At 35.6% G+C, this 20,939-nt stretch carries 19 protein-coding genes and 2 pseudogenes; 18 read left to right on the forward strand and 3 right to left on the reverse strand.

All coding sequences use genetic code 11. The features are described from left to right. Window positions 1-83: 83 nt before the first annotated feature. The 17 genes and pseudogenes from LQV47_RS12110 (at window position 84) to LQV47_RS12180 (ending at window position 16,500) form a co-directional block, all read left to right on the forward strand. The gene (locus tag LQV47_RS12110) at window positions 84-1,001 is read left to right on the forward strand and encodes an alpha/beta hydrolase (protein ID WP_230037195.1); all 918 of its coding nucleotides are present in this window, start codon (window positions 84-86) and stop codon (window positions 999-1,001) included. Window positions 1,002-1,285: 284 nt separating this feature from the next. Then, window positions 1,286-2,953, forward strand: coding sequence for a T9SS type A sorting domain-containing protein (locus LQV47_RS12115; protein ID WP_230037197.1), 1,668 nt, complete (start codon window positions 1,286-1,288; stop codon window positions 2,951-2,953). 5 nt (window positions 2,954-2,958) lie between these two features. Next, window positions 2,959-6,096: a hypothetical protein gene (locus tag LQV47_RS12120; RefSeq protein ID WP_230037199.1), complete on the forward strand. Its 3,138-nt coding sequence runs from the start codon at window positions 2,959-2,961 to the stop codon at window positions 6,094-6,096. 5 nt (window positions 6,097-6,101) lie between these two features. Next, window positions 6,102-9,713 carry a DUF6443 domain-containing protein gene (locus LQV47_RS12125; RefSeq protein WP_230037201.1) on the forward strand — a complete coding sequence of 1,204 codons (3,612 nt, stop codon included), beginning with the start codon at window positions 6,102-6,104 and terminating at the stop codon, window positions 9,711-9,713. Window positions 9,714-9,718: 5 nt separating this feature from the next. Next, window positions 9,719-10,195, forward strand: a complete 477-nt coding sequence (locus tag LQV47_RS12130) for a hypothetical protein (protein ID WP_230037203.1) — start codon at window positions 9,719-9,721, stop codon at window positions 10,193-10,195. 101 nt (window positions 10,196-10,296) lie between these two features. Then, window positions 10,297-10,413: pseudogene (locus tag LQV47_RS22500) on the forward strand (RHS repeat-associated core domain-containing protein); the annotation flags it as partial. Between the two features lie 9 nt (window positions 10,414-10,422). Then, window positions 10,423-11,142 carry a JAB-like toxin 1 domain-containing protein gene (locus LQV47_RS12135; protein WP_290368649.1) on the forward strand — a complete coding sequence of 240 codons (720 nt, stop codon included), beginning with the start codon at window positions 10,423-10,425 and terminating at the stop codon, window positions 11,140-11,142. 2 nt (window positions 11,143-11,144) lie between these two features. Further along, the gene (locus LQV47_RS12140) at window positions 11,145-11,672 is read left to right on the forward strand and encodes a hypothetical protein (RefSeq protein WP_230037207.1); all 528 of its coding nucleotides are present in this window, start codon (window positions 11,145-11,147) and stop codon (window positions 11,670-11,672) included. Window positions 11,673-11,966: 294 nt separating this feature from the next. After that, the gene (locus LQV47_RS12145; protein WP_290368650.1) at window positions 11,967-12,662 is read left to right on the forward strand and encodes an RHS repeat-associated core domain-containing protein; all 696 of its coding nucleotides are present in this window, start codon (window positions 11,967-11,969) and stop codon (window positions 12,660-12,662) included. After that, the gene (locus LQV47_RS12150) at window positions 12,619-12,885 is read left to right on the forward strand and encodes a hypothetical protein (RefSeq protein ID WP_230037211.1); all 267 of its coding nucleotides are present in this window, start codon (window positions 12,619-12,621) and stop codon (window positions 12,883-12,885) included. Before LQV47_RS12145 ends, LQV47_RS12150 begins: the two co-directional genes overlap by 44 nt. A gap of 1 nt (window position 12,886) precedes the next feature. Further along, complete coding sequence (locus LQV47_RS12155) at window positions 12,887-13,186, forward strand: hypothetical protein (RefSeq protein ID WP_230037213.1); 300 nt, start codon at window positions 12,887-12,889, stop codon at window positions 13,184-13,186. A 65-nt stretch (window positions 13,187-13,251) separates the two neighbouring features. Continuing rightward, complete coding sequence (locus LQV47_RS12160) at window positions 13,252-14,304, forward strand: RHS repeat-associated core domain-containing protein (protein WP_230037215.1); 1,053 nt, start codon at window positions 13,252-13,254, stop codon at window positions 14,302-14,304. Then, on the forward strand, window positions 14,276-14,851 hold the full coding sequence (locus LQV47_RS12165) for a hypothetical protein (RefSeq protein WP_230037217.1): 576 nt from the start codon (window positions 14,276-14,278) through the stop codon (window positions 14,849-14,851). The genes LQV47_RS12160 and LQV47_RS12165 overlap by 29 nt, the downstream gene beginning before the upstream one ends. Further along, window positions 14,848-14,973 carry a hypothetical protein gene (locus tag LQV47_RS22505; RefSeq protein ID WP_290368648.1) on the forward strand — a complete coding sequence of 42 codons (126 nt, stop codon included), beginning with the start codon at window positions 14,848-14,850 and terminating at the stop codon, window positions 14,971-14,973. Before LQV47_RS12165 ends, LQV47_RS22505 begins: the two co-directional genes overlap by 4 nt. Window positions 14,974-15,105: 132 nt before the next feature. Beyond that, the gene (locus LQV47_RS12170; RefSeq protein ID WP_290368651.1) at window positions 15,106-15,540 is read left to right on the forward strand and encodes an RHS repeat-associated core domain-containing protein; all 435 of its coding nucleotides are present in this window, start codon (window positions 15,106-15,108) and stop codon (window positions 15,538-15,540) included. A gap of 2 nt (window positions 15,541-15,542) precedes the next feature. Continuing rightward, window positions 15,543-16,067 (forward strand): hypothetical protein, encoded by a 525-nt coding sequence (locus LQV47_RS12175; protein ID WP_230037221.1) that lies wholly within the window; start codon window positions 15,543-15,545, stop codon window positions 16,065-16,067. After that, window positions 16,042-16,500 (forward strand): hypothetical protein, encoded by a 459-nt coding sequence (locus LQV47_RS12180; RefSeq protein ID WP_230037223.1) that lies wholly within the window; start codon window positions 16,042-16,044, stop codon window positions 16,498-16,500. The genes LQV47_RS12175 and LQV47_RS12180 overlap by 26 nt, the downstream gene beginning before the upstream one ends. A gap of 254 nt (window positions 16,501-16,754) precedes the next feature. Here the strand turns inward: LQV47_RS12180 and LQV47_RS12185 are convergent, their stop codons facing one another. The 3 genes from LQV47_RS12185 to LQV47_RS12195 form a co-directional block, all read right to left on the reverse strand. Further along, a complete protein-coding gene (locus LQV47_RS12185) occupies window positions 16,755-17,681 on the reverse strand; it encodes a malate dehydrogenase (RefSeq protein WP_209805069.1) in 927 nt (308 codons plus the stop codon). Window positions 17,682-17,801: 120 nt separating this feature from the next. Beyond that, complete coding sequence (locus LQV47_RS12190; RefSeq protein WP_230037226.1) at window positions 17,802-18,353, reverse strand: biliverdin-producing heme oxygenase; 552 nt, start codon at window positions 18,351-18,353, stop codon at window positions 17,802-17,804. Window positions 18,354-18,379: 26 nt separating this feature from the next. Next, window positions 18,380-20,572: an ATP-binding protein gene (locus LQV47_RS12195; RefSeq protein ID WP_230037228.1), complete on the reverse strand. Its 2,193-nt coding sequence runs from the start codon at window positions 20,570-20,572 to the stop codon at window positions 18,380-18,382. Between the two features lie 243 nt (window positions 20,573-20,815). Here LQV47_RS12195 and LQV47_RS12200 point away from each other — a divergent pair. Continuing rightward, window positions 20,816-20,926, forward strand: a pseudogene (locus LQV47_RS12200) (succinate dehydrogenase/fumarate reductase iron-sulfur subunit); the annotation flags it as partial. Between the last annotated feature and the right edge of the window lie 13 nt (window positions 20,927-20,939).

Genomic DNA, 20,939 nt, shown 5'->3' on the forward strand with positions numbered 1-20,939 from the left:
ACAGGAAACCTCCAATGCTTGGATGTATGAAAAAATAATATATCGAAAAGTAATAAACAGGTTCTCCCAACTGTTATTAGTATATGAAAACCATCTCGATATTTATCTGTTTTTTTCTATCTATAATTTCTGTTTCTGCTCAGAACAACAGTTCTGAAGGCTTTTTTGAAACCGCTGACCATATCAGACTCAAATATAAAGTCTCCGGAAAAGGGGAAGCCTGTATCTATGTTCCCGGAGGTCCCGGACAGGGATATCCTTCATTTGAACTGATGGGCGGAAACAACCTTGAAAAAAATATGAAAATGATCTATATGGATCAACGTGGTTCCGGTGGATCAGGTCAGGCAGAGAATTATCATCTTGACAAAATGATCCAGGATATTGAAGAACTGAGACAGCATATGAAACTGAATAAAGTTTTCCTTCTCGCACATTCTTTTGGAGGAATTATTGCAGTTAATTATGCTAAAAAATATCCTCAATACACAAAAGGACTTATCCTCGCCAATATCACGTTACATTTCCTCAATGATGAATCGGTAAGAGAACAGATAGAGTATGGAAATGAACTCCTTCACTTCCCTGCCGAAGACATTTCCAAAGACAGCCTTCAGTCAGAAATTTCAAAAGTAAGCAGCTTAATGAGAAAAAAGCGTATCGGGTATAAATTTCTTACGGATGATATCGAAACCATTAAACAAATGGACAAAATAGATTCTCTTCATCCAAGGATCATCGATTTTGGAATGGCAGTGATCACAAAGCCCAAAGAATATCCTGAATATTATACTGACTACACACCTCTTACAAAAGACATTAAAGTCCCTGTATTAATTATTACAGGAAAAAAAGACAAAGCCGTAGGAACCAAGCATTATCAAACATTCCAATTTCCAAATCAAAAAGTGGTTTCCATCGATGGCGGACATCTTTTGTATTATGAAAAAAACAGTGAGTTTATCAATTCCGTATGGAACTTTGTGAATCACCACAGGTAAAAATTTATTTTTCCCCAAAACTGTTCATGTATTTATATTTATCCTTTTCAGTTAAAATTTTCTTAGAACACATCATTTTTACCCTGACATTTATGCCAAGATTGTAGATAATACGACATATTTTGTCGCTTTATCAGATTACCTTTGTTTCATTACAGAAGTGGGGGAAAACAAAAATGTCAAATTGTAATAAATCTCATATCAATATGATAAAATAAATCTTTTCACAGTGAGCTAAAAGTAATATTTTTGCAGCAAAATTAAAATAACTTAAAAAACAGAGAATGAAAAAACTTTATCTCGGTGCATGGTTTCTGTGCACAGCTCTGAGCCTTTCTGCCCAGGAAGTGATTTGGCAGAAAGATATCAAATCTTCCACGCAGGATTTTCTCAATCAAGTGATCACAACTATTGATCAGCAATACCTGATCACAGGAAGCTCTATTCAGGCTAAAAGCCAGTCGCCAGCTACTGGTAGCCAAAAACAAAACAACGGCTACGATTTCCATTTGGTAAAACTCAACCAACAGGGAGAGCAGGTTTGGGAGAAATATTTTGCCGGACAAAACCACGATTATTTATCCGCAACGGTGACCACTCAGGATGGAGGATCTCTGGTTTCAGGAACCACGTATTCAAGCAAAGGACTTGATAAAAAAGAAGATTCCAAAGGGGGATCGGATATCTGGCTGATCAGGCTGAATGAATTTGGTGATGAACTGTGGCAGAAAACCTTGGGAACATCTTCAGATGAAGAAGCCAAAGCTGTCATTCAAACCACGGACTTAGGCTTTTTTATTGCCGGAAATATTCAAAACTCATCCAAAGGTTACGGTTCAAAAGATGTCTGGATCACCAGACTCGATAAAGACGGAAAAGAATTGTCTCAGCTTATTCTGGGAGGAAGAGGCTTGGACGAAGTAGAAAAAATGATCCCCACGAAAGACGGCGGAGCATTGTTAGGAATCTATTCAAGGAGTTCCGAGGTTCAGGGCTCGGGTTCCGGAGTTGGGAATCCTGAGATTACACCTTCGACTGAAAGGCCTGCTGTCTCAACAGCCATTAGCCAGCTGCCAAAAGCCAGCAGCAATTTCGGTGAAGGCGACTACTGGATTGTCAAACTAGATAAAAATGGAAAACTAGAATGGGAAAAGAACTTTGGAGGAAAAGACGATGATCATATCAGAACCCTGGCTTTAACTTCAACCGGTTTTATCATCGGAGGAGAATCCAGATCCGAAAGATCCGGAAATAAATCAGTGGGCATAGAAGAAGGAACAGACCTGTGGCTGATCTCACTGAATGAAAGAGGTGAAGAGATCTGGCAGAAATCCTACAATTTCAAGAACAGGGATATTTTAATGGGGATGAATGTGATACAAAGTCAAGAATCAAGAATCAAGAACCAAGAGCCGAGAGCCAAGAATCAAGATGCCACCAAAGGAATATTGCTGGGAGGGTATACCCAGGCAGAAGGAAGAATAGAGAAGGATGATGAGACTTTCTGGATGTTGTATCTGGATGGCAATGGTAATGAGCAATGGAGAAAACATGTGAGTGGAGACTCGAGAAAAAAAGAGGAAAGACTTTCAGATTTGAGACTTAACAGAGATGGCTCTATTATTCTCGCAGGAACCAGTGCTGAGGAATTAGGAAAAGAAAACTGGAAGATCGTGAAGCTGGGAGACAAACAGGTAGATCAGTTAATAGAAAAACATGACATTAAGATCTACCCGAACCCTGTATCCGATTATGCTTATGTGGAAATCGGCTTCGATTTTAAAGAAGCAGAAATTATGCTGCACGATATGAGCGGAAGGCAGCTTCAGAGTATAAAAACTAAAAACAATGTTACCAAGATCAATACACAGGCTCTTGTACAGGGTGCTTATTTGGTGACCATAAAAACGGATAACAATAAAACGGCGAATGCTAAATTGATTAAAAAATAAACACGATGAAAAAAGTAATTGCAGCTTCTCTGATCATCTGTGGATGCGCCCTAGGCTATGCACAATCTGTAGATGCGAAAGACAGTAAATATAACCTCACTATAAAATCTCCGGATGCAAGTCAGCTATCCAAACATATTGATATCCCTACTTCTACCCATACCGGAGCGGTGGGTATTGATATTCCTTTGTATACCATTAAAGTAGGTGATTTTAGTTTACCTATTTCTTTAAAATATCACGCTTCAGGAGTGAAAGTAAAAGAAACCGCTTCAAAAGTCGGTCTTGGATGGGCATTATCTGTTGGGGGACTTTCACTATCCAAGCAAATTTTTGGAAGGGAAGACAAAGGAAAGATACAATATATTAATCCGGATAATTTTAACCCTGTTCAGGGGAACCCAAATGATTATACCCTTGCCATGACCCTCAAAAATGGACTGGGAGCACCGGATACTCAACCGGACATCTATTCTTATGCTATAGGTGGCAGCTCGGGAGAGTTTTATTATGACAGTGCAGGGAAAATCATTCAGATTCCCTTTAGCACGGTAAAGATTGAAGACTCATTTATTTTTACAGATAATCAGGGGATAAAATATTATTTTAAACCAGGAAATCAGACTCAAAATGTTGGAGGTGGTAATGCACCTGATCCTCAGGATTTCAATACTACAGATTTTGTCATTACCAGAATTCTTTTACCAACAGGAAAAGAAATAAAATTTAACTACCTGACCAGCAATTACAATTATCTGAGTAGTTTTTATAAAGGATTAAAAATAGGTAGGGCCTGTACTGTTGAAAATGGGACTACTTATGAAGAGTTTGTTACAAGAACAAGAGTTCTTTTAGAAAATGTACTGCAAAGTATTGAATTTGAAGGAAGTGAGATCAAATTCCTGTATAATAGCCGGGAGGATATTAATAATGGACTTTCTTTAAGTAAAGTAGAGGTGAGAAATCCACAGAAATCGTTGGTATCAGATTTTAGCCTGGTTAAAGAGTACTTTGTGAGTACAGATTCACCGGCAGTGCCGGGTTTTGAAGCTGACTTTCCCTATCTGACTAAGAGGTTGAAGCTTAAGGAGGTGGTGAACCTTAAAGATAACTCAAAATATAAACTACAGTATTATGAAAATTATCCTTTACCAAACAGACTTTCTGACCAGACTGATTATGTGGGATTCTATAACGGAAAGACCTTTAACCAGGGAATCCCCTATATAACATATGATGATAAGACCTATGGCTATGGGGATGATAAGAAACCTGATATTAATTATGCGGTATCAGGGAGCTTAAAAGAGATCCAATATCCGACTGGGGGAACAATGAACCTGGAATACGGATTGGATGATTTTTATTTTAGCGGAGTAGAAACACAAATGGGGAAAAAGGAATTCCTTATTTCAAACCTGGAACCTTTAGGCGGTGTTTTCAATGTGAGCAGAGACGGAAATAAGGTAGATTTTAAGATTACTTTTCAAAGTACTACCAGCCCTGCAGAAGGTTCAGAAGGGAGCCTGCCAGAGGGACCTCATTTTGTAGGGGAGTTACTGGACAATAACAATACAGTCCTTCAAACATTCCTGATCAACAAACAATACGAAATGATTGTGGACAAGAAACCTTCCTATAAAATAAGGATCAGAAAAGTAGGAAACGTAAACAGTAGCCAGTATGCTACTTTGAATGTGGAATGGGTTGACAGTATATCTGAAAATAAAGAATACAATAAATCTGTAGGGGGAATCCGGGTAGAAAAAATAATGAAAAACGACGGTAATACGCTGGCTTACGAAACTGAGTTTATTTATAAAGATGCAAATGGCAAATCCACCGGAAAATATATGGGGGATGATATAGACTATTCTTATATCCAGGAAGTGGCAGAGGATAAGGTGGCAGGATACAGCTGTGAACAGATGGTGATCAGCAATACCGGAAACTTCAATATTACAACCATCAATGGAAAACCTACAGTGTATGATAAAGTGACAACCAGAGTCAAAAATATCAGTAATGCAGCAGAAAGTTACGAAACTACAGATGAATACATGAATCTTAGTCATACCAATGCTAAAAATGCCAGAAGCCCCATATTCACTTATGCCAACAATCAGTTTGCCCGTGGGATTTTAATCGGACGAAATTATTATGATTCTCAGAAAAAGCTGCTGAAAAAAGATGTTATCACCTATGATTTTGATAATCATTTCAATAGTCTTTCCAACGATTATAGTGCAGGATTTCCAACTCTGCCGATAAGACCTTATGTGATTGGAATCAAAGCGATTGCTGCCAATTTTACAACGTTTACGGTTAACCGATATGAAATATCATCTGCCTGGGTAAAGAAGAAAATGATGAAAACCACTAATTATTTAGCCAATAATAGTAATGGTATTGATGAGATTACCAATTATACTTATGATACCAATTATAAACATACCAATCCGATGATGATAGATGTTGAAACTTCTGGTTCCAGCCAACAGACTTTGTATCAGTATGCTTATGAAAAAGGCAATCAAAAGTTGATCAATGCCAATATGATTGGTATTCCTTTGCAAACCATTGTTACAAAGAAGCAGAATGCAAGTGATCCTGCCGGAAAAATGTTTTCAAAAACTGAAACCAAATATGATGATCCAGCAACTTTGTTTCCTACTTCAGTAATTTCTTATGGAATTGATACCGGAGCACAATCAACAGAAGTTACCTACGATAAATATGACTCAAACGGAAACTTACAACAGTATACCACAAAAGACGGTATTCCAACAGCCATTATCTGGGGATATAATAATACCCAGCCTATCGCTAAAATAGAAGGAATGGCCTATGCTCAGGTTTCATCTGCTGCCAGTGCTATTGTCAGTGCTTCTGATACTGATGAAGCAGCAGGGTCCAATAATGATGAAACCGCTTTATTAAATGTATTGAAAGCATTCCGAGCTCAGTTTCCTAACTCCCCGGTCACTACCTATACCTATGATCCGCTGGTGGGAGCCAGAAGTATCACTCCGCCAACAGGGATCACAGAATTTTATACTTATGATTTAGCAGGAAGGCTGATAAAAGTAGCTGATGCGAATGGAAAAGTAGTAAAGGAAATGAAGTACAACTATAAAAACTAATACCGATGAAAAAGATAATAATTCCCATAGGAGTACTGTTGGTAACAGGAAATTTACAGGCACAGCTCACTCCGCTTCCTAATACTGAAAACTATATCCAGGCTAAAATCTATCTTGATTACAATGGAGCTACTGCTACAAAATCTGCTGAAACTGTACAGTATTTTGACGGATTAGGAAGACCTAAGCAGGTGGTTAATGTAAAAGCATCTCCACTAGGACGAGATGTTGTTACCCATATCGAATATGACGGCTTTGGAAGACAGGTAAAAGATTATTTGCCCGTTCCCCAGTCTCAAACCTTGAATGGAGCTATTGTTCCTAATCCTTTATCGAATGCGGCCAATACACCTTATGGTTCAGAAAAAATATTTTCAGAGAAAGTATTGGAGAACTCACCTTTGAACAGAATCCAGCAGCAGATCCAGGTGGGAAATGACTGGGCCGGTAAGCCTGTGAAGTTTGATTATGAAGCCAATACAGCCGCTGATGCTGTAAAAATGTTTACCACTACTACGACGTGGGAAAATGCAGCTACCAAAAGTGAACTTCCACCGTCAACAGGAATCTACTCCGAGTCTAAGCTCTATAAAAATACGGTGACTGATGAAGACGGAAACAAAACCATAGAATTTAAAAACGGGAAAGGACAGGTCATTCTGGTAAGAAAATTAATCAATGCTTCAGGCAATGCAGACACTTATTATGTATACAATGAATATGACCAGTTAGCTTTTGTGATTCCTCCCACAGCCTCCACTCTTACAGATGTGAACCCAGCACTCAGTGACTTGTGTTATCAATACCGTTATGATGAGAAAAACCGTCTGGTAGAAAAGAAAATTCCCGGAAAAGGCTGGGAATATATGGTATACAATAAGGCTGACCAGCTCGTAATGTCTCAGGATGCAAATCTTAAAGCTCAGGGAAAATGGCTGCTGATGAAATATGATGAGTTTGGCAGAGTGATTTTGAATGGTATTACCAATAATAATGCTACACGACAGACCCTTCAGACCAATGTAACAGCAGCTGTCTATATCAACGAAAAGCGAAGTAAAGCATTCTTTACCATAAACGGGATGCCTATCTATTATACCAACAGGGCTCTTCCTGCTAATCTGGTACAGGTTTTAAGCATTAATTATTATGATACTTATCCTGCTTACAGCTTCAATCCATCTTTTCCAGCAACTATTCAGGGGCAAACCGTATTGCCGGAAACGCCTGGTACAGATGGAAGAAGTACGAAAGGGCTTCCTGTCATGAGTCTGGTGAAGAATGTTGAAGATGATAACTGGAGCAAAACCTACACTTATTATGATAATAAAGCAAGAGCTATAGGAACATATTCTATCAACCATTTGGGAGGCTATACCAAAACAGAATCCATGCTGGATTTTGCAGGAGTTCCACAAAACACCAATACCTATCACCTGAGGAAAACTGGGGAGTCAGGCATAACCATTCAGGAGCGTTTTGTTTATGATTCCCAAAACAGGGTGAAGGAACACTGGCATCAGGTAGATGGCAATCCAGAGCAGCTTCTGACTGAAAATACGTACAATGAACTTTCCCAGCTCAGCAATAAAAAAGTAGGAAACAACCTTCAAAGCATTGATTACGATTATAATATCAGGGGCTGGATGACCGATATTAATAAAAACCAAATGCCTGTTGTTGATTTAGGCGGAAAATTATTTGCTTATAAAATTAAATACAACCAGAGAGAAGGTATCGAAAACCCCGATGCTATACAATTTCCCGGGAAGAATGTAAAACCAAGATACAACGGAAATATTGCAGAAGTAGACTGGAGGTCTGTACGGAGTATTGGAGCTAACCCACCCATTACTCCCAAAAGGTATGGATATGCATATGATAGTTTAAATAGGCTAAGTGCAGGCTATTATCAGAATCCTAATAATCCGAACAGTAAAGAAAATATAGAATCTTTAGCCTATGATTTAAATGGAAATATTACCACCCTTTATAGAACTTCAGTATTCAAAGCGGGAATAAATACAGCAACAGTTATTGATAATCTCACCTATACCTATTCCGGAAACAGACTGACTAATATTCAGGACAGCACCAACAATCAGGCGGGATACGAAGGCGGGGGAAATACAATCAGCTATGATCTCAATGGCAATATGAAAGATATGCAGGATAAACAGATCGCAGGAATTGGTTATAACCATTTGAATTTACCTAATTCAATAACCCGTGGTTCTAATTACAATATGAATTACCTGTACCGGGCTGACGGAGTAAAATTGCATAAAAGAATCATTGAATCGAATGATGGTATTAACGGAACGGTAACAGTTACTACCGATACTGATTATTTAGATGGATTTCAGTACAGTCGTATGGAAACAACAGGAGGCGGTTCACCGGGCGGAGGTGGTACTGGAGAGGAAGAACCTGCGGATTTTGCCATGTCTCCCATGAGAAAAGCAATGGAAATAGAGGCGTTTTCTGTGGAACCACGAAAAGTTTCCGCAACCCCTGCAATAAAGACCGTAGAATTAAAATTTTTTCCAACATCAGAAGGGTTTTATGATTATGAAAAAGATCAGTATATTTACCAATATCAGGATCATTTAGGAAATGTAAGGGTTTCTTACGGAAGAAACAGCACAGGCGCTCTTGAAATTACAGATTCCAATGATTATTACCCTTTTGGGATGAGTCATTTAAATACTGGAGCAGCTTTCTTTGGACCGAGTACGTATAAAAATTATAAGTATAATGGGAAGGAGTTGCAGGAGACGGGTATGTATGATTATGGTGCAAGAATGTATATGCCGGATCTGGGTAGATGGGGTGTCGTAGATCCGCTGGCGGAAGAATATAGAAGATATTCAACTTACAACTATACGGTAAATAATCCAATAAATTTTATAGATCCTGATGGTCGTGGGGTGGAAAGTACTCATACAGATAAATTTGGAAATGTTGTTATGGTTTCCAATGATGGGGATAATGGGGTTTATAAGCACTCTGGAAATACTCAAGAAACATTGAAAGAGTTAGATAAATCATATAATTCTGAAAGCAATACGGCAGCTGGAGGAGAAAAAATGGGAGAAACTGAATATTGGGACGAATTTATTAATCCAGATACGAATATGGCAGATGGAACAATACATTTTGGAGCAGAACAAAGTTGGGATCCATTAATAGCAGATGCTAATGAACACTCCAAAAAGGCAGGGCTAGAGCAAACAATGGAAGAATCTAAGTTAAACCAACCACTTGATATTAAGAATAATAAAGATTGGGCCTCTGAAGGTCCTATGACTGGTAGATTATTAAATGGTAAATATACTACCGGCAGATCTGCTGGTAATTATTTAGCAGGATTAAATGGAGTAACTTCCACACTTAAAGGTTTTTACATAAGCGGTTCAACATATATGAAGATGGCAGGAGCTTATCAAAGGGGATTACTGACTGCACCACACTCGATTCTTAATTATAATGCTATTGCCAGTGTATTATTCTTTGGTAATAGTTATGGTCCAGCTCCATATTATGGTGAAGAACCATATTCTGGAAGAAGAATTTTGGAAGGTATAAAAGCAGGTGAAAATGCTAACAAAAAATAAACATTATGAAAAGTAACATTTATATAACATTATTATTTTTATTAAGTATAATATCTTGTAGTAATAAGCTAGGGAGCCAGCAATTAAATCAAAGTGAAATAGTTTCTAGCAAAGGAGAACATATATATATATCGACAATTAACTTAGGTATTACTGGGGATAAACAATTTACATTAATAACAAATAAAAAAATAGTGGATGTAAAAGATTTTGATAAGACTAATAGTTTACAAGGTTTGGATCCTTTTATATATAGTTTTTCTAATGACACATTAAATTTATATTTTAGAAATTCTGCAAAGTATAAAGTTCCATTTAATACTGAATCAATAAAAATAGATTATTTTGAATTGAATAATTCTGATTACATAGAATTGTATAAGAAAACGTTTGAGAACAAGCTGTATCACGCCGTACCCAATCATGGTAATTCAGTTGGTTATCCTAATATGCCTAAACCTCCTAAAGAAGATTCCAAATAGATAAAACAAATCTTTTCTTGCTGGCGTGAGCATCGTACTCATGTCTTTTGAATAAAATAACAATAAAGTCATTACAACTGTAATGGTCTTATGATTATGGAGCGAGGTTTTATATGCCGGACTTGGGTAGATGGGGTGTGGTGGATCCGCTGGCAGAAACTTCTAGACGATGGAGTACTTATAATTATGCCTATAATAATCCCATCCGATTTATTGATCCGGATGGAATGCAAGCGGAAGATAAGATTAAGATTTTTAATAATGGTAATATAGAAAGAACAAAAGACAATAATGCCTATGATACTGTTACCAACGAAGATGGATCTAAATCTATACAAATTGCTCGTACCAATGTAATAGAAACTAATCCTACAGGAGACTCACAAATAGGAGAAGCTAAAGATATTAATTTTAAAACGCCAGGACACGAAGGCTCAAAAGGAAGTAATATTTATACGTATCTACAAATACAAAACGATGATGCGGCTAAACAATTTTTTGACTTTGCTGCGGAAAATACTAGTGTTGAATTTACTAGAGATACGTTCAATTTTGAAGATGGTTTTTCTTCAAATGTTATAACTACTAGCCATGTTACTAATGTAAGTGTTAGTGCTTATTTTGCTATTCCTTATGTAAATCTAACAGGAGGAAATGGTAATCACTTCATTAGCCAAACAAAAAGTGTTGATTTTGACCATTCTCATCCTTTAGGAGAAAGTATAGCTCCTGGAGGATTTGATTATGGATTTGATAGAAATAATAATCCTATTTTTTATAAAATCATTACTGGAGGCTATGTCGATGCTGATGTATCAAGCAAAAATCCAATATTTAAAACTACCAATGTTTATAGCACTTGGAAATGGCCAACATCAGGAAAGGGATATGTCAATTTTAATGGTTCAACAGCAACATATACAGGTAGTAACAGAAAAATAAATTAATTATGAAAACAAAATTGATATTTATTTTAGGAGGTATATTGATTCTATTTTCTTGTAGAGCACAAGATAAAAAGATTGACCCCAAAGTAGTAATACCATTTATCGAAAGTTATATTGACTTCAAAAACAAAGAGCGCTATGTAAATGTAAGTGACAATATATTAATTGTTGGTGCAAGTAAAATACAAAATGAAAACAAATATAGGTTAAACGTATATTTTATGAATCCAGAACTAATGTCTGGTTTTAAGTATACAAAAGTCTATAAACTTTATAATTATAGGATAATAATTGATGAAGTACTGGATGAAACAATCATGTTAAAAAATGCATTTAAGAATGTACAGGAAGTTCCCTATGAAAACTTTAATTTAGCTTCTTATCCGTTTTCTTATAACACTAGTATGTGGTTGCTTACTTTCGATTATAAAAATGAAGTTATACAAGTATCGCCTCAAGAAAAAGCTGAGACTATAAAAAATATTTTAGAAAAGAAAGGTGTTAAGTTTTCAAAGGACTACGAAGAATAAAAGTATGTATATAATAAATATCAGTAGGCTGTCTCAAATTTAGATAGCCTATTTGAAGAATTCCTCTAGCTGCACAAAGTTTATAACTTTGAGCTGATATAACAAAACCTCATAAAAAGTGAGGTTTTTACATTCTAAAGTGATTGATTTGTATTCTAAACAAAATTTTAATACAGAAATGTTTTTGAGTTTATTATTGGGAATTATAAAGTATTTATATTTACCAGTACTACATAGACCAGTTGGGGAAATGTAAGGTTTTCTTGCGGAAGAAATATCACAGGCGCTCTTGAAATTACAGATTCTAATAATTATTACCCTTTTGGAATGAGTTATTTAAATACTGGAGCATCTTTCTTTGGACCGAGTACATATAAAAATTATAAGTACAACGGCAAGGAGTTGCAGGAAACTGGGATGTATGATTATGGGGCGAGGTCTTACATGCCTAACTTAGGTAGATGGGGAGTACATGATCCATTAAGTGATGAAACATTCCAGCCGTATAGTTATGCAGATAATAATCCTATTTTTTATAATGACCCGACAGGTATGATTGCCCAACAACCTGAAACGGTTGCAACAATTTATAAGCATAAAAGAACAGGAGAAGAAGTAAATGTTAATGATGGAGTTAATGAAACTGTTTTAGTCAATGGACATGATTTTGCAAAAGCAAAAACTTATGCTAAATATTATGATTCTAATAAAACTAGTTTAGATGGGAATTCTAATTATGAAGTAAACCAGGGATATATAGATTTTTATTACAATAGTAGATATGGTAGTGGTTTTAGTTTTGCCTCTTTATTTGATTCGGGGCCAGACAAACGAAAGATGCCGACAAGTGATGAAGATACTATGATATTGCTGGAAATGCCAGATATAGGTAGAGGACCATTAAAAAGTTCTTTGAGGGCAGTAGGAAAATCACTTGCTAAAAAAAATGCTGGAAAAACTTCAGGATGGGGTTGTAAGGAAAGAATTTAACAAGCTTGATACAGCTATACAAAAAAAGGTCGCAGCAGCAATTGGAAAAGGTATTGTAGCACCTGTAGATGCTCAAGGAATAATAAAATTAACAGCTACTGAGGCAAAATCTACAGGTTATACATACAAAATTAAAATATTAGGTAAAGGAGGTGATATAAGAATTTATGGAAATCCTAATGCTACTGGACATATTATATTTGATTATATAACAGGACATTAATATGAAGAAAAAAATGAATAGTGAAATACTAGAAGATTACTATCTCAACGCAATTAAATCTTACAAAAGATGCATTGAAAAAAGTGAAAACTCTTTTTTATCAGATGAAATTGATATATCTGTATTTGACCTTCAAATTGAAAAAGATTCAGTGAAATTTAAATATTCAGCTATAAACAGTGATTCTTACCTTATTGAGGTAAGATTGAATTTATTATCAAATGAAATAAATTTAGGTTACTATGTATCTGTTTTAGATGAAAAGTACAATGAAGTTGACAATTATCTAGTTTTTAGTTAATAGAGGTGGGATTTCTATCTTTTTTAGGACAAAAGAGGTTTCCCCTACGCCGCACGAATCCTTTCGTGTGGCATTTTTCATTAACAATTAGTTATATTTACCAATACAAGAATCAACTTGGAAATACAAGAATAAGTTTCGGAAGAAACAGCACAGGAGCTCTTGAAATTACAGATTCCAATGATTATTATCCTTTTGGGATGAGTCATTTAAATACTGGCGCAGCTTTCTTTGGACCGAGTACGTATAAAAATTATAAATACAACGGGAAGGAGTTGCAGGAGACCGGAATGTATGATTACGGGGCAAGGTTCTATATGCCGGATCTGGGAAGATGGGGTGTTGTTGACCCGCTGGCGGAGAAAATGAGAAGATGGTCACCATACAATTATGCATTTAATAATCCTTTGAGGTATATTGACCCGGATGGAAGACAAGGTACAGACGTATATAAGTTAGATAAATCTGGAAATCTCACTTGGATGGCAGAATCTAAAACAGATGTTATTTATGCTGAAAAGAATTTTGATAAAAACGGAAATCTTAAAGCAGACAATGATGGAGGTGTTGAAGTTGGTGAAAAAGGTTATGTTAAAAATAACTCTCAGGAAAAAACATTAAGTTCACCGATTACAGATAATGAAGGTCATAGTAGTGACAAACTATCTACATTAAGTTTCCACAATAATGAATCAAAAGCATCAGAAGTTGCCGAGTATTTTTACAATAATACGAATGTAGAAACAGCAAATTCTACTTATAAATCATCTACTTCGGGTAATAATTTTTCTGTAATATCAACTTATCGTTTACCTAGTACTTCTCCACTTGATCCTAAAGGAACGGGATATATGTCTAATTTCTCAGTAGGAGGGGATAACTTTTTTCAAAGTAATTTAACAGCACAAGATCATAATCACCCTCCTGGCTATCAACTGTCTCCAAGTGGATTTGATTATGGAGCAAAAGGATTTAGAGTGAATACTTTTGATTGTGGTTTAGGTAAAAAATGTGACATTAACGTAGCAAGAACTCATGAGGATATTAAACTTAGAGTATACTCAACCTTTTTAAAAAAATATATTAAATATGATGGCTCAAATGCAAATATTGAATAGAATGATGTTTTTATGTGTTATATCATTAGCAACTTTAAGTTGTTCTGCACAAAAATTTAACGTGAATAACATTGTTGATACTTACATTGACTATTATTCTCCAAGAAATAAGATTTTCACTCCTACTAAAACATTTCTGCAATTAGGAATGGATAATGAAGAAGGAAATCTTAAAGAAAAAAATATTCATATAAATAATAATTGTTTTGATTGTATGGGGAAAATTAGCGATCAAAATTCAATAATTGAATACAGAGGCTATAAAGTCATTATCTATGCAGATAATGATGAGAATAAAAATATTTTGTTATCAAATTTTAAAAACACTAAGAAGACTAGCGCTTTTTTTCTAAATAAACTTGATGATAATATAATAAATGATGTTGGAAGCTGGACATTTAATTATAATGAAAATGCAAAAATATCTTTTTTTTGCAATAGTAATCCTATGAAAAATATGAAAGAGGATATGAGAGAAATTAAACAAAAGCTAGGTATACAGAATGTCAGAGATTGTGTGTCAGCTCTACTAGATGATACTAAATGAAACATTGCAGTATTCCCAATCATATTTTAGATAATCTGAACGATTATATTACACTGTTGAAAAAGCAGAATGAATCTTTAGAAGAAGAGAATAAGAAGCTAAAGCCTAATAAAAGAAATTAAACCCCACACTGCCGCACGAATCCTTTCGTGTGGCATTTTTTTTATTAACAATTAGTTATATTTACCCAATACAAGAATCAACTTGGAAATGCAAGAATAAGTTTCGGAAGAAACAGCACAGGCGCTCTTGAAATTACAGATTCTAATGATTATTATCCATTCGGAATGAGTCATTTAAATACTGGAGCATCTTTCTTTGGACCGAGTACATATAAAAATTATAAATACAATGGGAAGGAGCTACAGGAGACAGGAATGTATGATTATGGAGCAAGATTCTATATGCCGGATCTGGGTAGATGGGGAACGGTAGATCCTATGGCAGAAAAGATGAGAAGGCATAGTCCTTATAACTATGCTTTTAATAATCCTATCCGATACATTGACCCTGATGGTAGAGCTCCATTCGGAGATTTCTTTGGTACTTCAGGAAGGTATTTAGGAAGTGATGGGAAAAGAGATGGGAAAATATACATAAGTCAAGGAAGTAAGAGTAGTTATGTAACAGCAGCTAAACAAGAGGTTGCTGGAGGATTAGCATCTTTAAGTGCTATTTCTAGATCATAAACATGACAAATTCTCCTTCAAACCACAGAATTAGCCCTGATTCTAAAGGTTGGCAGCACGAAGTTAGAGCGGATATTGACTTAACAGGTAATAGAACTACATTTACAGAAGGTGGTAAAACTTCTATAAATAGTGGTCTTGCTAAAGCAGAAGTTAATAGTTTTGACATAAAGAGTCAGCACGGTATTAAAAACGATATAAAATCTGATATTGTACTTCATACCCATCCAACAGCAACAACAGTAGAGAGCACTGCAACTGCGGGGAAATTCAGTGTCTATACTTTGACTGCAACAGATCCCTCTGCTGCTGATACAGCGGATTTTGCTAAACGTGACACAAATATTATTGCAGGTAACTTGGAAAAAAATTCAGTACAAGTAAACGCAGATGGTTCTTTTATCGATCCAAATAATAAACAAGGTGCTGTATTTTATGACAGAAGTGGAAGCGAAACTATGAGAATTGAATTATCTACAGTTAATAAAATATTATCTAATTATGAAAATGGTCAAATCAAACCTTAATAAAATAATAAATTTACTAGTGTTTTTTGTATCAGTTACAATTTACAGTCAAAAAGTTAATTTAATAATTTTTATAAATGATGAAATTATTACAAGCCCTGTGGGACTAGAGTTTTACAATAAAAATTTCACTAATAAATATAAATATACATATTCTCCGGGAAAAGAAATTGACATTAATACCAATGATATTTTTAAAGAAAATATGATATTACAATTTAATGCGTATGGAAACAAAGAAAACCCAACTAAACTTTATAGTTATAATATATCTCTTGAATCAGGCCTGTTTAAGGATACCTCTTTTCTAATAATAAAGATTTATAATCTGGATCAAAAAGAATACAAAAAAAAATACTGTAGATCAAAAGAACTTTATATAGTAGATTTTCATAAAAGTGGTCTTCATATAGATACTGGAATATGTAAGTGAAATTCATTTTGCTAGTATGATACTAAATAAAACCCCGCTCCCGCACGATTGTATCATGTGGCATAATATAAACACCACTTCGCAAAGTCTTCGACTTTGAGTGATGCCTAGTCTTGAAAAAGGTTGACTAAAAGAGCATAAAGAGTCACCTTTATGGATTAAAAAAATACTTCCAATATAATACAAAAAAAACAGACTGTTCTTCTCTGAACAGTCTGTTTATATTTTCAAGCCAGCTAAAAGCCGGGTAATGATTAGAATTTCAAATCTCCGTTCACTTCTCTTACTGCATTGGCAGCTTCAGCGAATTTCAATTGCTCTTCAGCAGTTAAAGTAACGTTTACGATTTTTTCTACTCCGTTTGCCCCGATGATAGCAGGAACTCCTAAGCAGATATCGTTTTGACCGTACTCACCTTCAAGCATTAAAGAACAAGGGATCATTTTCTTTTGGTCACATGCAATAGCCTGAACCATTACAGAAACAGCTGCACCCGGTGCATACCAGGCTGAAGTTCCTAATAGTTTAGTAAGCGTAGCTCCACCCACTTTAGTTTCTTCAATTACATATTTTTGTTGCTCTTCGTCTAAGAATTCAGTTACAGGAACTCCGTTTCTTGTTGCTTTGCTCAATAATGGAAGCATACCTGTATCACTGTGAGCAGCGATTACCATTCCGTCCACATCAGAAATAGGGCTTTCTAATGCTTCAGCCAATCTGTATTTGAATCTTGCAGAATCCAAAGCACCACCCATTCCGATGATTTTGTGCTTAGGAAGGCCTGAAGTTTTATGCACTAAATAAGCCATCGTATCCATTGGGTTGGAAACTACGATGATGATTACTTCCGGAGAATGTTTCACTAAATTTTCAGTAACATCTTTTACGATTCCTGCGTTGATACCAATCAACTCTTCTCTTGTCATTCCAGGTTTTCTGGGAATACCTGAAGTGATTACTGCTACATGAGAACCTGCAGTTTTGCTGTAATCTCCTGTTGTTCCGGTAATTTTTGTATCGAATCCGTTCAGCGACGCTGTCTGCATCAAATCCATTGCTTTACCTTCAGCAAATCCTTCTTTAATATCTACTAAAACTACTTCTGAACAGAAGTTCTTCATTGCGATGTATTCTGCACAGCTTGCTCCTACAGCGCCTGCACCTACTACAGTTACTTTCATATGGTATACTTTTTAAATTATTTATTTTTTAAGTTAAGTTTAAAATTGAAACTCCCCAAATTTAACAATTCCTGAAAAAGTGGGCAATTTTTCAGGAATTTTATTAGGTATTAAAAGAAATTAATTGACGTTCAGTAAAAACGAGTATAATTTTTTCGCGCCGGACAGCACTTCATTGTAGTTTTCTTCATGAACTTCAGTATCCAGCACCTCCTTAAAATTCTTCCACATCGGGCCTGTATTTTCCTGGTAGCATCCAAAGAAATTGAAAGTAACCTCATCAAAACCTTCCGTCTTTGAAAGCTGCTTAGCGATTACGTTTCCTCCCAATGTAGAACCTTCAATCACATACATCGCTCCTAAGGCTTCATGTTCATTATTAAATTCCAGATCATGAGAAACTTCCTGGTTGGTTAGGGAAAGGCTTTTCAGGTCTTTTTCAATAAGAGAGAGTTTTTTTCTCTCGTTAAGCTGAAGCTTTTGCGAATATTTATCAGAAAGACTGTTGAATATCTTATCCTCACTGTGAAGAAGCATCAGATAATTGGTATGAATGATCTTTTTATAATCTTCTAACGTGAATGTTTTATTAAAAATTTTTTCAGAATTAAAAAGCTTTTCCGCTGCATCGTGATAGCTGGCTGTATTCTGTTTTAAATATTCTGATACCATAATAACGTTTTAAAAGTTTCTCAAATTTAAGGCTTTTTAAACGTTAAAATGAAAGAAGTCCCTTCTTTATTGCTCTCAAAATCCACATTTCCGCCAATTCTTTTCATAATCCGATGAACAATAGACAGCCCTATTCCATTTCCTTTAAATTTTTTCGCATTTTCCATCCTGTTGAAAATCTTAAACATTTTATGCTTCTCTTCCTCAGGAATTCCAATGCCGTTATCTGAAATCCGATATACAATAACAGAGCCATCCTCTACCCCTTCAATCTCCACTTTCGGCTGATCTTTATGGGAAGAGTATTTTACGGCATTGTTGATAATATTTAAAAATACCTGATGAAGCATGGTTTTGTCTCCCATCACATCAGGGCAATTTTTAATGATGATTTCACTTTTCGAGCTGCCGTACGTCATCTTGGCATTTTCAGAAATCTTATGAATGGTATGGCCTATTTTCAGGCTTTCAAGCTGAATTTCACTGTGCTTGGCACGGCTAAGCTGCAATACATCATGCATCATCTCCGCCATAGTATCAATTTCCTCAATAATCGTATTGATCTTCCCTTTACTTTTTTCAGAATCATCAGCTAAATTTCCCAAAAGCATTTGAGCATTAAGCTTCATAACAGTAAGAGGAGTTCCTAAATCATGAGAAATGGTATAAGAAAAACTGTCCAGCTCTTCATTTACTTTTTTAAGCTCATCATTCAGTCTTTTGATTGCAATATAATTTTTATGGGAGCTTTCCAGGATCAGATCACGGATTGCATGAACAGAACTTACATTTCGGGAATTCCATCTTTTAGAATGGCCTTTTATATTTTCTGTAAAAATCTGGAATGATGTTCTGGGAGAAACAATTCGTTTTTCTTCTCCATTTTGGGAAATAATATCAATATTCTTTTCCGGATTTCCAGCCCAGTTAATATGCTCATCAAACTCTTTCCGGAACCAGATCAGCATTTCTTTTTTTTCCCTGTCAATAAAATAGATAATCACACCTGCCGCATTCTCAGACAAGCCTAAATTTTCACCTTGATCCTTAAGAAAGCTTCTGTTTACATAAATCGTGTTTTCGCAGTTTTCAAAAGCCCAATCAACGATTTTGTTAATCGTATCATAATCCGGAGTAATTCCGTCTGTTACTATATTTTCATCTGAAATCACAACAAGGCCGTCGGCTTCAGGTAAATCCCTTATTTCCGTTTTATTTTCGGACAGCGAGTCCAGTAAATTATGATGTTTTAAAAAATCCGTTTTCAGATGGGATAGCTTCTCGTTCAGTTCCAGTCGGTAATTCAGTTCATTTTTAGATTTAAATGATGAATAGGCATTTGCCGCCAGAGCCGTAAAAATACCGGCCTGTACCCTATCTTCAAGATCAATATGCTTAGCCTCAACATTCTGACAGGTAACCAATCCCCAAAGGTGATCATCAATGATAATGGAAATACTGAAACTGGAAGATACCCCCGAGTTTTTAAGATACTGCCCATGGATAGGAGACATACCCCTTGACGCAGAAAGGCTGAGATCGATATGTTTCTCTGTTTTACTTAAAAGCGGAACCGTTTCAGCATTAATATTACTGAATATCCTTTTCCTTTTTTTAAGATAAAGCGCCCGGGCCTGCTTGGGTATATCCGATTCCGGATAATGGAGTCCCAGAAAACTTTCCATACCGTTCCCTTTCTTTTCAGCAATCACTTTTCCAGAGCCATCCATCATAAATTTATATACCATTATCCGGTCATAATTCACAACCTTGGAAAGTGTTTCCAACAGATGGTTCCAAAGATCCTGCTGGTTATCTATGGTATAAAAATTGTCATATTTATTGGAAATCCGCTTATTGGGATTAATCAGGACTTCTTCAAATTCTAAGAAGATATACCTTCCGCTTTTAAAAACAGAAAAGTGATATTCTTTATCATTAATAAAAATTTTGTCGAAGTAGGTTTCATTCTCCCTCCTGGTAAATGTATTCAGCGAAGTATAAATATCTGAATCGATAATACTTTGAAAGCTTTCAGGAAAGTCCGTGAGCTTTCTGTTGAAAAGTTCATCTGAACTCTCAATAGTAAATATATTCAGAATATTCCTGCTGAAAAAAGTAATGGAATGGGATTCCGCATCAATGCCAATCAAATAGCCAAAACTCTGTATATAGCCTGGAATATGGATAGGCTCCTCATGGCACTCTACAAAATTCATAATATGTCAGTCAATCTATCAAAGATAAGTCTTTTTTTCTACAGCGTGGCCGGTGTGGTACCTATTTTCCTTTGTTTCAAACAATAATCTCTGTATATTTTGCGCTTCTTCCGACTAAAAACAGCGTTGAAACATTCTTTATTTTACCCCTGTTTAATAAGATATCTCTAAAATATACAAAAAAAAATCCAGTAATAACGTTTTCAATCTATAGTTCATGATTCATAACATGAATTACATATCTGCTCCAACACAGAGGCCTGTGAAGTGGAATGTCCACAAGGAATTTCTGTACTCAATATCGCCAGAATGAATTTTGAATATAACAGGGCCCTGTTTTTCAGGAAAAAGTAACTAAACGAATAAC

The sequence above is a fragment of the Chryseobacterium sp. Bi04 genome (assembly GCF_918698085.1).
Taxonomy (GTDB): domain Bacteria; phylum Bacteroidota; class Bacteroidia; order Flavobacteriales; family Weeksellaceae; genus Chryseobacterium.

Excerpts from the sequence above, each read along its gene's own strand:
- LQV47_RS12110 (WP_230037195.1), top strand. The coding sequence starts at position 84 with ATGAAAACCATCTCGATATTTATCTGTTTTTTTCTATCTATAATTTCT.
- LQV47_RS12115 (WP_230037197.1), top strand. The coding sequence starts at position 1,286 with ATGAAAAAACTTTATCTCGGTGCATGGTTTCTGTGCACAGCTCTGAGC.
- LQV47_RS12120 (WP_230037199.1), top strand. The coding sequence starts at position 2,959 with ATGAAAAAAGTAATTGCAGCTTCTCTGATCATCTGTGGATGCGCCCTA.
- LQV47_RS12125 (WP_230037201.1), top strand. The coding sequence starts at position 6,102 with ATGAAAAAGATAATAATTCCCATAGGAGTACTGTTGGTAACAGGAAAT.
- LQV47_RS12130 (WP_230037203.1), top strand. The coding sequence starts at position 9,719 with ATGAAAAGTAACATTTATATAACATTATTATTTTTATTAAGTATAATA.
- LQV47_RS12135 (WP_290368649.1), top strand. The coding sequence starts at position 10,423 with ATGCAAGCGGAAGATAAGATTAAGATTTTTAATAATGGTAATATAGAA.
- LQV47_RS12140 (WP_230037207.1), top strand. The coding sequence starts at position 11,145 with ATGAAAACAAAATTGATATTTATTTTAGGAGGTATATTGATTCTATTT.
- LQV47_RS12150 (WP_230037211.1), top strand. The coding sequence starts at position 12,619 with ATGCTGGAAAAACTTCAGGATGGGGTTGTAAGGAAAGAATTTAACAAG.
- LQV47_RS12155 (WP_230037213.1), top strand. The coding sequence starts at position 12,887 with ATGAAGAAAAAAATGAATAGTGAAATACTAGAAGATTACTATCTCAAC.
- LQV47_RS12165 (WP_230037217.1), top strand. The coding sequence starts at position 14,276 with ATGATGGCTCAAATGCAAATATTGAATAGAATGATGTTTTTATGTGTT.
- LQV47_RS22505 (WP_290368648.1), top strand. The coding sequence starts at position 14,848 with ATGAAACATTGCAGTATTCCCAATCATATTTTAGATAATCTGAACGAT.
- LQV47_RS12175 (WP_230037221.1), top strand. The coding sequence starts at position 15,543 with ATGACAAATTCTCCTTCAAACCACAGAATTAGCCCTGATTCTAAAGGT.
- LQV47_RS12180 (WP_230037223.1), top strand. The coding sequence starts at position 16,042 with ATGAAAATGGTCAAATCAAACCTTAATAAAATAATAAATTTACTAGTG.
- LQV47_RS12185 (WP_209805069.1), bottom strand. The coding sequence starts at position 17,681 with ATGAAAGTAACTGTAGTAGGTGCAGGCGCTGTAGGAGCAAGCTGTGCA.
- LQV47_RS12190 (WP_230037226.1), bottom strand. The coding sequence starts at position 18,353 with ATGGTATCAGAATATTTAAAACAGAATACAGCCAGCTATCACGATGCA.
- LQV47_RS12195 (WP_230037228.1), bottom strand. The coding sequence starts at position 20,572 with ATGAATTTTGTAGAGTGCCATGAGGAGCCTATCCATATTCCAGGCTAT.